We start from the raw sequence: 12,842 nt of genomic DNA on the forward strand, positions 1-12,842 counted from the left end.
CCGGTTCGGATCCGTCGAGGGCGGATCCGAACCGGCCGGGCCGACGTGCGGCTCGTCCGGGCTCACGCCGTGCCGCCGCCCTCGACCCCGGCGACGGCCTCGGCAGCGGCTTGTTGGGCGGCGAGCTGCTGCTCGGCCCTTTCGACGACGTTGACGAGCAGGAAAGCGCGGGTCAGCGGCCCGACTCCGCCGGGGTTCGGCGACACGTGTCCGGCGACCTCCCACACGTCGGGATGGACGTCGCCGACCAGGCCGTCGTCGGTCCGGCTGACGCCCACGTCGACGACCGCGGCACCCGGCTTCACCATGTCCTTGGTGATCAGATGCGGTACACCTGCAGCGGCGACGACGATGTCGGCACGCTCGACCTCCGAGCGGAGGTCCGTGGTCCCCGTGTGGCAGAGAGTGACCGTGGCGTTCTCACTGCGCCTCGTCAGCAGCAGGCCGATCGGCCGGCCGATCGTGACCCCACGGCCGACGACGGTGACGCGGGCACCCGCGATCGGGACGTCGTAGCGCCGGAGGAGATGGATGACGCCGCGCGGCGTGCAGGGCAGTGTCGACTCCTTGCCCAGCACCAGTCGACCGAGGTTGATCGGGTGCAGTCCGTCGGCATCCTTGAGCGGGTCGATCCGTTCGAGCGCCGCGTTCTCGTCGAGGTGCTTCGGCAGCGGCAGCTGCACGATGTACCCGGTGCAGGCGGGGTCGGCGTTCAGTTCGTCGATCGCGGCGTTGAGCTGCTCGGTGGTCGCGTCGGCCGGCAGGTCCTTGCGGATGGATTCGACACCGATCCGGGCGCAGTCCGAGTGCTTGCCCTTGACGTAGGAGTGCGAGCCGGGGTCGTCGCCGACGAGTACCGTGCCCAGACCCGGGGTGATGCCCGCCTCGCGCAGTTTGTTCACCCGTTCGGTGAGATCCGCGAAGATCTCGTCGCGCGTGGTCTTGCCATCCAGTCGTATCGCGGTCACGCCCGACATTCTTCCATCCGGAGCGAGCTCGATGTGAGCCACTACTGTCTGTGCCGTGAGAGCAACGCGGGCCGGCGTCGACCTCGCCGCCAGGACCATCTCCCCTCTCCTGCGGCGCACACCGACATCGCACAGCACCATCGAGACCGTCGACGGCCCGCGGGACGTCGCGTTCAAACTCGAGTACCTCCAGCTCGGTGGCTGTTTCAAGGTCCGGGGCAGCTTGTGGGCGACGCTGCACGCGCGCGCCGAGGGAACGCTGACGGACGCCGGGGTGCTCGTCGCGTCAGGAGGCAACGCCGCGATCGGCGCGGCCTGGGCCGCACGGATCGCCGGCGTGCCCTGCACCGTCGTGATCCCGGAGACGGCTCCCGCGGTCAAGGTCGGAACACTGCGAACTCTGGGCGCGCAGGTTCATCTCGTCGGGCTGCGCTACCAGGACGCCGCCGACGCCGCGGTGGAGATCGCCGCGACCACCGGCGCCCTGGCTCTCCACGCCTACGACCTGCCCGACATCGTCGCGGGTGCGGGCACGATCGGCCTCGAGGTCGCCGAGGACATACCCGGTCCGGTCACCACCGTGGCCTGCGTCGGCGGCGGTGGGCTCCTCGCCGGTCTCGCGGCGACCCTGCGTCCCGGCGACCGCCTGGTGGGTGCCGAACCCCTCGGGGCATCGTGTTTTCACCAGGCACGGGCAGCGGGTTCACCGGTCCCGGTCGAACTCGAGAGCATCGCCGCCGATTCCCTCGGTGCGACCCGCCTCGGTGACATCTGCTGGGAGACCGCCGCACAGCATCCGGACGTCGACAGTGTGCTGGTGACCGATGACCAGCTCGTCGCCGCTCGACGAATGCTGTGGGACTCTCACCGCATCCTCGTCGAACACGGCACCGCCGCGGCCGTCGCCGCGGTGACCACCGGAGCGGTTCGGACAGAACCGGATTCGACGCTGTGCATCGTGCTGTGCGGTGCGAACACGGGTTTCGACCTGTAGCCGACACGAACCGTCGCCGTCACTCCCGGCGAGGCCTGCGACTACGCTGAGCACATCATGTTCCGGATCATGTTCTATCAGCCCTGCATCCCGCCGAACACCGGAAACGCGATCCGGTTGGCCGCCAACACCGGGTGCGAACTACACCTCATCGAACCCCTCGGATTCTCGATGTCCGACGCCCAGGTAAAGCGGGCGGGTCTGGACTATCACGAGATGGCGAACGTGACCGTGCATCCCAACCTGGTGACGGCGTGGACCACGTTGAAGCCCGAGCGCGTGTTCGCGTTCACCGCACATGCGGAGCGCTATCACACGGACGTCGACTACCGGCCCGGCGACGTGCTGCTGTTCGGCCCGGAACCGACCGGACTGCCCGAGGAGGTCCTTTCCGAACCCGAGGTCACCGACCGGGTGCGCATCCCGATGCTCGCCGGCCGTCGTTCACACAACCTCGCCAACGCGGCGAGCATCGTCGTCTACGAGGCATGGCGGCAGAACGGTTTCGCCGGGGCCGTCTAGCTGTACTGCCCAGGGACGTTGGTCAAGCGGCTGAAGGGAACGTTCCGGCCGATGGCGGAGTGTTGCCGGTGGTGATTGTAGGTGTGCAACCATCCTGGCAACGCTGCGCGTCGGGCTTGTTCGGACCGGTAGTGCCGGGCGAAAGCCCATTCGGCGGCCATGGTCCGGTGGAACCGTTCGATCTTGCCGTTGGTTTGCGGCCGGTAGGGGCGTGTGTACTTCGCCGTGACTCCGAGCTCGGTGCAGGTGCGCTTCCACAACGCTGAGCGGTAGCAGCCACCGTTGTCGGACAAGACTCGTTCGACAGTGACGCCGCGGGCCGCGAACCAGCCCACGGCTCGCTGAAGGACTCCGGCTGCGGTGACAGCGGTTTCGTCGTCATGGATCTCGGCATAGGCGACGCGAGAGTGATCGTCGATGACGGTGTGCACGAAGGCATGTCCGAGTAGTTCGTTGTGGTGCTTGCTCCGGCGGGTTCCCGGCGTGGCCTGCCGATTCTTGCGTCCTTTGGCGCGTCCGACGAACCGCCAGCCGCCACCGACGGGGATGTTGCCGAGTTTCTTGACGTCGACGTGGATCATCGAGCCCGGATGAGGGTGCTCGTAGCGGCGGATCACTTCCCCAGTGCGGATGTCGATGTGGGAGAGCCGGTTGAGCCGGCATCGGACCAGCACCGCGTGCACGGTCGAGGCCGGCATCGACAGTCGGGAGCCGATCGCCTGGGGTGAGAGGCGCTGACGCCACCGCAGGGCCACGATCTTGCGTTTGATCGGCTCGGGGGTGCGGTTCGGACTGCGATGAGGACGACTCGAGCGGTCGTACATGCCCTCTGGGCCCATCTCGACATAGCGAGTGGCCCAGCGTTTGGCGGTCGGCCACGAAACGTTGAAGTGTTCGGCTGCCCTGACGATGGGCCAGCCGTCATCGACGATGCGACGGGCCAGCAGTAGTCGGCCCTTGGGGGTCAAAGGTGCGTTAGCGTGAACCACGAAGGTCTCCCGGTTGTGAAGTGTGTGTCGTAGCAGCTCCACTTCACGACGGGAGACCTTCGCTGTTCAACGACCCACTACCGCGTGTCGTCGCAATCCCTCAACCAACCTGCCTGGGCAGTACATCTAGCCCACCCGGAACCGCTTGGTGCGGGCGGTCGCCCCGCCGATGAGCGCGACCTTGCTCTTGGGCACTCCGAGATGTGAGGCGAGCAATTCGGCGACGGCCTTGTTGGCACGGCCCTCGGTGGCGGGCTCGCGAACGTAGACGGTGACGGAACCGTCGGGTCCGGTTTCCACCAGCGGACCCTTGCTGCTCTTCGGCTTGACGGTCACCACAACCTGCTGCGACATCAATATCCCCGATTCATTGTCTTCCCACTCCGGCAGGCCTCCCGCGGCTACTGCCAGTCTCTGGATCTGGTTCCAACTCGAAGATCCATGCGCTGCAAACGATCTGCGACGACGGTCACGGCCCCCTCGGCATTCTGTACCCGGCCGCGCACCAGCAGAGCCGGTGCTGTCTGTGCCAGTACACGGTACCGCGCCCACAGGCCCACCGAACACACCACATTGACCATCCCCGTCTCGTCCTCCAGGTTGATGAAGGTCACGCCCGAAGCCGTCGCAGGTCGTTGGCGATGGGTCACCGCACCCCCGATCAGCACACGCGCGCCGTCGGGCACCGACAGCAACCGGTCCGCGGCCACCACCCCCAACGCATCGAGCCGAGGGCGCAGGAACTGCGTCGGATACGTCTTCGGGGTGATGCCGGTGGCCCAGGCATCGGTGGCCGCCAACTCGATGTCGGACAGGCCGGGCAGCGTCGGGGTGGCACCCGCCGATCGCAGTTCCAGCTGATCGTCGCGGACGGTCGCGGCGGCCCCGGCCTCCCAGAGCGCCTGCCGCCTGCTGAGACCGAAACCGTCGAAAGCCCCGGCCCCGGCGAGCCCCTCGAGCTCCTTGGCGCTCAGGGCAGCACGCCGGGACAGGTCGGTGATGTCGGTGTACGGCCCGTCGGCGCGACGGTCGACGATGCGTTGGGCGACCTCCTCACCGACCCCGCGCACCCCGTCGAGTCCCAACCGCACGTCGAGGCCCTCGTTCTCCAGAGTCGCGTGCGCGAGGGAGGCGTTGATGTCGGGACGATGGACGGCCACCCCGTGCCGGCGGGCATCGGCGACCAGCGACTGCGGCGAGTAGAAACCCATCGGCTGTGCCCGCAGCAGCGCCGCACAGAACGCGGCCGGATGATGCAACTTGAACCACGACGAGTAGAAGACCAGCGACGCGAAACTCTGCGAGTGGCTCTCCGGGAAGCCGAAATTGGCGAAGGCGGCCATCTTCTCGAAGATGCGGTCGGCGGTGTCGCCGGTGATGCCGTGCAGTCGCTCCATGCCGGCGTAGAAGCGTTGGCGCAGCCGCTCCATCTTCTCCGGCGACCGTTTGGAGCCCATCGCGCGTCGCAACTGGTCGGCCTCGGAGGCGTCGAAGCCCGCGACGTCGACGGCCAGCTGCATCAGCTGCTCCTGGAACAGCGGCACCCCCAGTGTCCGTTCGAGCGCCCTGAACATCGACGGGTGTTCGACGGCGACCGGTTCCTCCCCGTTGCGCCGTTTGATGAAGGGATGCACCGAGCCGCCCTGGATGGGTCCGGGACGGATCAGCGCCACCTCGACGACCAGATCGTAGAAACAACGTGGTTTCAGCCTCGGCAGGGTCGCCATCTGGGCGCGCGACTCCACTTGGAACACGCCCACCGAATCGGCGCGGCAGAGCATCTCGTAGACCGCGGGTTCGGCGAGATCGAGCGTGGCGAGGTCGACCTCGATGCCCTTGTGCTCGGCGACCAGATCGATCGCATAGTGCAGCGCCGAGAGCATGCCGAGACCGAGCAGGTCGAACTTGACCAGCCCGATGGCCGCGCAGTCGTCCTTGTCCCACTGCAGCACGCTGCGGTTCTCCATCCGCGCCCACTCCGTGGGGCAGACGTCGGCGATGGGCCGGTCGCAGATCACCATGCCACCGGAGTGGATACCCAGATGCCTTGGCATACCGAGGATCTCACCGGCCAGATCGGTCACGTCCGATGGTGCGGTGTCCGGGGACTTCGCCCAGGCGTCCTGCTGACCTGGCGCATACCCCAGGGCACGCGCCATGTCCCGGATGGCCGAGCGACCGCGATAGGTGATGACATTGGCGACCTGCGCGCTGCGATCCCGGCCGTACCGGCGGTAGACGTACTGGATGGCCTCCTCGCGACGGTCGGACTCGATGTCCACGTCGATGTCGGGCGGCCCGTCGCGTTCGGGGGCCAGGAACCGCTCGAACAGCAGCTTGTTGGCGACCGGGTCGACGTTGGTGATCCCCAGGGCGTAACAGACGGCCGAGTTGGCCGCGCTCCCCCGGCCCTGGCACAGGATGTCGTTGGCCTTGCAGAAGTCGACGATGTCGGCGACGACCAGGAAATAGCCGGGGAACGTGAGGGTCTCGATGATGGCGAGCTCGTGCTCGATCTGCCGGTAGGCCTGCGGATGTTCGGTGGGCGTGCCGTAGCGGCGCCGGGCGCGGGTCATGGTGAGTTCACGCAACCAACTGGCCTCGGTGTAACCCTCCGGCACGTCGAACGGCGGCAATTCCGGCGCGATCAGGCCCAGCTGGAAGGCGCAATCGGCGGCGAGGCCGGCCGCGTTGTCGATCGCGTCGAGGTGCGCGGGCATCAGCCGTGCCATCTCGTCGCCGCTGCGCAGATGCGCGCCGGCCACGCCCGGCATCCAGCCCGCGATGGTCTCGATGTCGGTGCGGGCCCGAACCGCCGCCATCGCCATCGCCAGCCGGCGGCGTCGGGGCGCGGCGAAGTGCGCACCGGTGGTGGCCACCGTCGGCACCCCGGCGCGCGCGGCGAGACCTGCGAGCACCGCGTTGCGTTCGTCGTCGTCGGGCATGGCCTGGGCGGTGAGCTCCAGGACGACGTTGCCGTGGCCGTAGGTCTCGATCATCTCCCGCAGCGCGATCTCCGCGGCCGGGACGCCGCCGCGGTCCAGCGCGCGTCGGACCGCGCCCTTCCGGCAGCCGGTGAGGATCAGCCAATGCCCGTCCCCGGCACCGGCCAGGGCGTTGCGGTCGTAGCGCAGCAACCCCTTCTCGCCCGCGACCATGTGCGCCTCGGCAATCGTCCGCGACAGCCGGCGGTAACCCTCGCCGTCACGGGCGAGGACCAGCAGGTGTTCTCCCGGGGGATCGTTGTGTCCGGTTCGTGCGATGTCGGGCTCCAGCGACAGCTCCGCACCGAAGACCGTCGGCATCCCGAATTCACGGGCGGCCTCGGCGAACCGGACGATCCCGTAGAAGCCGTCGTGATCGGTGACGGCCAGCGCCGCCAGACCGAGCCGCTGCGCCTCCTCGACCAGTTCCTCCGGCATCGACGCACCGTCGAGAAAGCTGTAGGAGCTGTGGGCGTGGAGTTCGGCGTATGCCACCGACGACGATCCCCGCGTGATGTCATCCGCCTGGTACGCACCACGTTTGCGCGACCAGGCGGGGCTGTCGCCGCCGTCGCCCGGGAACATCGCGTGGTCGCTGTCATCGGGACCGAAGGCGGTACCCGGACGCCCGCCGTCGGGTGCACGACCGGAGAGCACCCGCTCCATCTCCGACCACGTCGGTGGTCCCTGATCCCAGCCCACCCGAACAGTCTATCGAACACGAGTTCGAATGAACATCCGGATTCCCCGCCGATCCCCGTAGGCCGTTGCGTCCGGCTCGAGTTGGTGCAACTCTGAGTACCAGACAGATTCCATCTCCCATCGGGGGACGGGACATCCAGCGGGTGACATGCCCGCTCACATGATGGGATCCCTACATGACTAGCTACTTCATCACCGGAGGCAGCGGGTTCATCGGCCGGCGCGTCATCGATCGTCTTCTGACCGTCGACCCCGACGCGACCATCCACGCACTGGTGCGCGAATCCTCTCGATCCACGTTCACCGCCCTGCTCGACGACCTCGGTGCCGCCGATCGAGTGAAACCGGTCGTCGGCGATCTGACCAGCCCGGGCCTCGGCCTCGACGCGAACGACCTGCCGGATTTCGACCACGTGGTCCATCTCGCCGCGATCTACGACATGGCCGCCGGCGCCGAGTCGCAACGGGCCGCCAACGTCCTCGGCACCTCACGCGTCGCCGACTTCGCCATCGCCCACGACGCCCTGTTGCACCACGTCTCCTCGATCGCGGTGGCCGGCGACCATCGCGGCCGCTTCGACGAAACCGATTTCGAAGTCGGGCAAGGCTTTCCGACGGCGTATCACCGGACCAAGTTCGAGGCCGAACGAGTCGTGCGCGAACGCGAGGGCCTGCGGTGGCGCGTGTACCGGCCCTCGATCGTCGTCGGCGACTCGCGGACCGGCGAGATGGACAAGATCGACGGCCCCTACTACTTCTTCGGTCACCTCGCGGCGCTCGGACGTCTTCCGTCGAAGCTGCGGTTGCCGATGCCCGACCTCGGCACGCTCAACATGGTGCCCGTCGACTTCGTCGCCGCCGCCATGGTGGCGCTCATCGCCGTGGAACCGCAGCGCAGCGGGCTCGTGTTCCACCTCGGGGACCGGCGTTCGCTCACCATCACCGAGATGTACAACGCGCTCGCCCCGTCCTTCGGCGCACCCCGGGGATTCGACGCCGTCCCGCACGCCATGGTCGAGCCGGTACTGGCGCTGTCCGCGATGGGACCGGCCCGCGTCGGCCGCAATCTCCTCGCCACCCAACAGGGCATCCCACCGGCGGTGCTCGACGCGGTGTCGCTGCCGGTGGACTTCTCCTCCGACGCCACCATCGCCGTCCTCCACGAGCACGGGATCGGTGTCCCCGAATTCGCCGAGTACGCACCCCGCCTGTGGCAGTACTGGTCTGCGCACCTCGACCGTTCGCGCAACCGGCGTCGCGACCCCCGCGGCCCTCTCGTGGGCAAGAACATCCTCATCACCGGCGGGTCGAGCGGCATCGGGAAGGCCACCGCCCGGATGTGCGTCGCACGTGGCGCCAACGTGATCATCGTGGCCCGATCTGCCGACGAACTCGATTCCGCCGCCGCCGAATTGAATTCGACGACCAGCAAGAAGGGCATCCCGCCCGGCCGTGCGGTGGCGTATCAGTGCGACATCACCGACGAGGAATCGGTCAACGCGCTGGTCAAATCGGTACTGGCGGAGCACGGTCACGTCGACGTCCTGGTCAACAACGCCGGCCGGTCCATCCGGCGCGCCACCGTGAACTCGGTGCAACGCTCCCACGACTATCACCGGGTCATGGCGGTCAACTACTTCGGCGCGGTCAACCTCATCCTCGGACTCCTGCCGCACATGGTTGCCCGGCGGTCGGGACATGTGGTCAACGTGACCTCGATCGCGGTGCAGTCCCGCGGTCCGCGCTTCGGCGCCTATGCGGCGTCGAAGGCGGCGCTGGAGGCGTTCAGCGATGTGACCGGCACCGAAACCGTCTCCGATCATGTGACGTTCTCCAATGTGCGTCTGCCGCTGGTGAAGACGCGGATGATCTCCCCGACCGAGGCCTACGACAACCAGCCCGGCACCTGGGATGTCGACAAGGCCGCGTCCCGGGTGTTGCACGCCATCATCGATCGGCCCAAACGGGTCAGTTCGGTCGTCGGGACGATCGCCGAACTCGGGCATCGCTACACCCCTGATCTGACCACCCGCATCCTGCACCAGGAGTACCTGCTGTTCGGCGAGTCGGCGGCCGCCATGGGACGTCCCCGCAGTTCCGGTGGTCGCGACGCGTGATCGACACCCCGTACCTGGAGGTCGACGTCGACCGACTGGACCGCAACCTCGCCACACTCGCCGGAGCAGCCCGGAACGTCGGCGTCGACGTCCGGCCGCACGCCAAGACCCACAAGTGCGCCGAGATCGCCCGCCTTCAGATCGATCACGGCGCGGTGGGGCTGACCGTGGCGACCATCGGCGAGGCCGAAGCCTTCGCCGACGCCTCCGGTGCCACCGGGTGCACCGACATCTTCATCGCATACCCGTTGTGGCCGAACGCCGTCCAGGCGTCTCGACTGCGCGCGCTCGCCGAACGGGTCAGTCTGCGAGTGGGGGTCGATTCGCTCGCCGGCGCACGGCATCTCGCCAGGTCGCTCGGCACGGCCGGCCTGCAGGTACTCGTCGAGGTCGACTCCGGTCAGCACCGCACCGGCGTCGCCCCGGAACTGGCCGGTTCCGTCGCCGAGGCGGGTGTCGCGGCAGGACTCGACGTCATCGGCGTGTTCACCTTCCCCGGCCATTCCTACGGTCTCGGTGACACCCGACGCTCCGCGGCCGAACAGGAGGTGGCCGCGCTGGCGACGGCGGCCGCCGGGTTGCGCGCGAACGGCGTCGACCCCCGCGTCCGGAGCGGCGGTTCGACCCCGACGGTCGGCTTGCTCGACGCGGGACAGGCGGATGTCCTCACCGAGATCCGCCCCGGCGTGTATCCGTTCAACGACGCGCAGCAGGTGGAGATCGGCTCGTGCGGCTTCGACGAGGTCGCGTTGACCGCGGTCGCGACGGTGGTGCGCCGGGACGCCCACCGGATCGTCCTCGACGCGGGCAGCAAGATCCTCGGCGCCGACCGCGCACCCTGGGCCACCGGGTACGGCCGGCTCCTCGACCATCACGATGCCCGCATCGTGATGCTGTCGGAACATCATGCGGTGGTGGAGTTCCCGGCGGAGTCTCCCGACGAGGACATCCCGGGTATCGGGAGCTTCGTTCGCGTGGTGCCGAACCACGTGTGCAACGCGGTCAACCTGGTCGACGAGCTGGTGGCGATCGACGGCTCGGACACCAGGTGGCCGGTGATCGCGCGGGGTCGCAACAGCTGAAACCCTCACTCGTAGACCCCTTCGACGATCCACTCCCCACCGCGGTAACACAGCAGCAGAGCGCGTGAGTCGTCGAGCAACACCTGTGCCCGTGCGATCAGTTCGGTGGTCCCTGCCGCGGATGCACGGTCCATGCCGACCGGCCACGGGCCGGCCCACCAGCACAACCCCCAGCTCGTCTTCCGGCTCTTCCCCCCACCCGGCGACTCCGACAGCCGGACGGTCACCGGCTCGGCGGTGAACGCTCCCCGGTCGGTCACCCGCACCGGTTGGCCGAGGGCGTCGAGCACACTGACAGCAGTCTCCACCAGCACTGTCGGGGTGGGTTGCGGCAGGTGGCCGGGCCACGGTGCGGACGGGTCGCGGCGCGGTGTCCGTTCGTCGCCGAGGGACACCATCGTGATCTGCTCGGCGGGTCCGCGCCCACCGCTGAGCACCGGGATACGGACCGCATCGCCACCCAGCAGTCCCTGGATACGGACAAGTGAGCGACGGGCGCGTTCTTCGACGTCGGGGTCGACCGCTGTGCCGCCGGAAAGTGCGTCGGAGAGCTGATAGTGCAGGGCACCGGCCTCGACGACCTCCACCGGTATCAACCGCAGCCGCACGATCGGCGAGTCGGGACGGGTGTCCTTGCCCGGTCCACTCGTTCCCCCGTTATTCGTTCCCCGGCCGCCGTTCCCCCGCCGCCCACCGGTCAGCCACCCCTCCAACTGCCAGCGGATGCGGTCCGCGGTCGTCTCCGGAGTCAGCGGCTGTGCACAATGCCACGTCCGCGAATGCTGTTGGCCGCGTTCGGTGATCGCTTCGATGGTGAGTCGGGTGCAGGCGACCGCGGCGTCCCGCAGACGACGATGCAGTTTCTCGGCGAGGGTACGTCCGATGAACGCCGCGACGTCGATGCGGTCGACGGGCGGATCGCAGGTGTGGTCGACGTCCAGTTCCGTCGGCAGATGCCGGCCTGAGGGCACGCGCCCCGGTAATGCATTGGCCAGGCGGTGCGCGAGCACCGCATCGCGGGCGAATCGGGTGGCCACGTCGGCGATGTCCATCTCGGCGAAGGCGCCGATGGTGCCGATCCCCAAGCGCCGCAACAGATCCACCAGCTCGACACGTGACGGGTCGCTCATGCTGGGTTCGAGGGCGAGATCGGCGACGGGACGCCCGGCGAGATAAGCCCGGTCACCACCCGGTTCCACCTGATGGCCGTGCCGCGCGGCGAGGACCGCGGTGAAGATCTCGTCGGCGATGCCGACCTGCGATTCGATACCACAGGCAGACACCACGTCGACGAGTTCCTCGGCGAGCGCCTCCATGCCGCCGAAATAGCGCGCCGCCCGATCACCGGGGATCACCAGAAGACCCGGCCGGAGCACCTCGAGGGTCGGGATCACCTCGGCCACCGCGGCCACCACCGGGTCGAACAGCCGACCGTCGCGTCCCTCGTCGGCCGCGACCACGGTCATCTCCGGGCACACCGCCTGTGCCTGGCGTTTGCGCATGCCGCGTCGGACGCCGACGGCCCGGGCGGTCGCCGAACAGGCGACCACCCGGTTCGCCGACAGCACGGCCACCGGATGCAACGGCGGCAGATCGGCCTCGGCGGCCGCCGCCATCGCCGGCCAGTCCGGGCACCAGAGTGCGAGAGTCCGCCTGGTGAGCTCCTGCTGTGTCATCGGTTCACCCCCGCCATCAGTTCGCGACCGCGAGGACCGGACGAGCACTCGTCGTCGAGACCATCTCCACCGTCCGGTCGGCACCCTGGCCTCGCGCCAGGAGATCGACCTCGGTGCTCTGCGACTGCCTGCCGCGTCCCGAGGCCGTGACCTGCAGCCTCATCCCGCCGATGCGGCCGTAACCGCTGCGTGCGGAGTCCAGGTCGGTGGCGCCGGGCACCAACGGGCTGTGCCGGTAGGTGAGCACCCGCGCCTCGATGGTCAGCTGCGCACCCGGCCATGTGCCACCGGCGACCAGCAGGACCGACGACTGTTTGCGTACGCGTCCCATCACCACGCGCGCCCGCGACGGGGCGACCGCATCCGCCGCGCCCACCCCCGGTCCGACCTTGCCGAGCACCACCAGGTCCATGCCGTCGAGAAGCACCGCGGCGACCTCCACCGGATCGATGCCGGGATCGGGGACGGTGGCGATGCGCGAGAGGTCCGCACCCATCTCCACCGCCGACAACAGGCTCAGCCGGGGCATCCCGACGATCCCGACCTGACCGCCCGCGCGGGTGACCGATGCGATCATCGCGACCAGCAACGAGTTGGCACCGTCGAACCGGGCGACCGTTCCACGCGGAATCCCGTTGTGCGGCAGTATCTCCGACAGCGGCTCGGGGATCGGCAGCACGCCCGCGGCCGGATCACGCGTCTCCACCGCGTGCCGGTCGGGACGCCCCGACATCGCCGCCATGCGTCGGCGGAGTCCGGCCAATTCATCCGTACGGGACGACACATCCATGACACTCTCCAGTCGCGT

At 68.6% G+C, this 12,842-nt stretch carries 10 protein-coding genes; 4 read left to right on the forward strand and 6 right to left on the reverse strand.

Annotated elements, in window-relative coordinates:
• Nucleotides 1-62: 62 nt before the first annotated feature.
• A complete protein-coding gene (locus NWF34_RS22030; protein WP_258326052.1) occupies nucleotides 63-968 on the reverse strand; it encodes a bifunctional methylenetetrahydrofolate dehydrogenase/methenyltetrahydrofolate cyclohydrolase in 906 nt (301 codons plus the stop codon).
• Between the two features lie 55 nt (nucleotides 969-1,023).
• On the opposite strand from NWF34_RS22030, the gene NWF34_RS22035 reads away from it, so the two are divergent.
• Entirely contained in the window at nucleotides 1,024-1,962 is a 939-nt protein-coding gene (locus NWF34_RS22035) for a serine/threonine dehydratase (RefSeq protein ID WP_258326053.1), read from the forward strand.
• Between the two features lie 57 nt (nucleotides 1,963-2,019).
• On the forward strand, nucleotides 2,020-2,484 hold the full coding sequence (locus NWF34_RS22040) for a tRNA (cytidine(34)-2'-O)-methyltransferase (protein WP_024497190.1): 465 nt from the start codon (nucleotides 2,020-2,022) through the stop codon (nucleotides 2,482-2,484).
• Here NWF34_RS22040 and NWF34_RS22045 read toward each other — a convergent pair.
• The 3 genes from NWF34_RS22045 to NWF34_RS22055 all read right to left on the reverse strand — a co-directional run bounded on the left by NWF34_RS22045 (nucleotide 2,481) and on the right by NWF34_RS22055 (nucleotide 7,159).
• On the reverse strand, nucleotides 2,481-3,473 hold the full coding sequence (locus NWF34_RS22045; protein WP_035754036.1) for an IS481 family transposase: 993 nt from the start codon (nucleotides 3,471-3,473) through the stop codon (nucleotides 2,481-2,483). The genes NWF34_RS22040 and NWF34_RS22045 overlap by 4 nt on opposite strands.
• Before the next feature lie 126 nt (nucleotides 3,474-3,599).
• Nucleotides 3,600-3,827: a DUF167 domain-containing protein gene (locus NWF34_RS22050; protein WP_006434486.1), complete on the reverse strand. Its 228-nt coding sequence runs from the start codon at nucleotides 3,825-3,827 to the stop codon at nucleotides 3,600-3,602.
• Between the two features lie 47 nt (nucleotides 3,828-3,874).
• Nucleotides 3,875-7,159 carry an error-prone DNA polymerase gene (locus NWF34_RS22055; RefSeq protein WP_258326054.1) on the reverse strand — a complete coding sequence of 1,095 codons (3,285 nt, stop codon included), beginning with the start codon at nucleotides 7,157-7,159 and terminating at the stop codon, nucleotides 3,875-3,877.
• Nucleotides 7,160-7,335: 176 nt separating this feature from the next.
• Here NWF34_RS22055 and NWF34_RS22060 point away from each other — a divergent pair, with 176 nt between their 5' ends.
• Nucleotides 7,336-9,276 carry an SDR family oxidoreductase gene (locus NWF34_RS22060; protein WP_258326055.1) on the forward strand — a complete coding sequence of 647 codons (1,941 nt, stop codon included), beginning with the start codon at nucleotides 7,336-7,338 and terminating at the stop codon, nucleotides 9,274-9,276.
• Nucleotides 9,273-10,358, forward strand: a complete 1,086-nt coding sequence (locus NWF34_RS22065) for an alanine racemase (RefSeq protein ID WP_258326056.1) — start codon at nucleotides 9,273-9,275, stop codon at nucleotides 10,356-10,358. Before NWF34_RS22060 ends, NWF34_RS22065 begins: the two co-directional genes overlap by 4 nt.
• 5 nt (nucleotides 10,359-10,363) lie before the next feature.
• Here the strand turns inward: NWF34_RS22065 and NWF34_RS22070 are convergent, their stop codons facing one another.
• Both NWF34_RS22070 and NWF34_RS22075 read right to left on the reverse strand, forming a co-directional pair.
• Complete coding sequence (locus tag NWF34_RS22070; RefSeq protein ID WP_258326057.1) at nucleotides 10,364-12,034, reverse strand: DNA polymerase Y family protein; 1,671 nt, start codon at nucleotides 12,032-12,034, stop codon at nucleotides 10,364-10,366.
• A gap of 16 nt (nucleotides 12,035-12,050) precedes the next feature.
• Complete coding sequence (locus NWF34_RS22075; RefSeq protein WP_258326058.1) at nucleotides 12,051-12,824, reverse strand: hypothetical protein; 774 nt, start codon at nucleotides 12,822-12,824, stop codon at nucleotides 12,051-12,053.
• Nucleotides 12,825-12,842 lie beyond the last annotated feature (18 nt).

Origin of the sequence: Gordonia sp. GONU (assembly GCF_024733855.1) — a bacterium.
GTDB lineage: Bacteria > Actinomycetota > Actinomycetes > Mycobacteriales > Mycobacteriaceae > Gordonia > Gordonia amicalis.

What these genes read in the sequence shown, in the direction of transcription:
- NWF34_RS22040 (WP_024497190.1), top strand. Translation starts at nt 2,020, where the DNA reads ATGTTCCGGATCATGTTCTATCAGCCCTGCATCCCGCCGAACACCGGA.
- NWF34_RS22050 (WP_006434486.1), bottom strand. Translation starts at nt 3,827, where the DNA reads ATGTCGCAGCAGGTTGTGGTGACCGTCAAGCCGAAGAGCAGCAAGGGT.
- NWF34_RS22060 (WP_258326055.1), top strand. Translation starts at nt 7,336, where the DNA reads ATGACTAGCTACTTCATCACCGGAGGCAGCGGGTTCATCGGCCGGCGC.
- NWF34_RS22070 (WP_258326057.1), bottom strand. Translation starts at nt 12,034, where the DNA reads ATGACACAGCAGGAGCTCACCAGGCGGACTCTCGCACTCTGGTGCCCG.
- NWF34_RS22075 (WP_258326058.1), bottom strand. Translation starts at nt 12,824, where the DNA reads ATGGATGTGTCGTCCCGTACGGATGAATTGGCCGGACTCCGCCGACGC.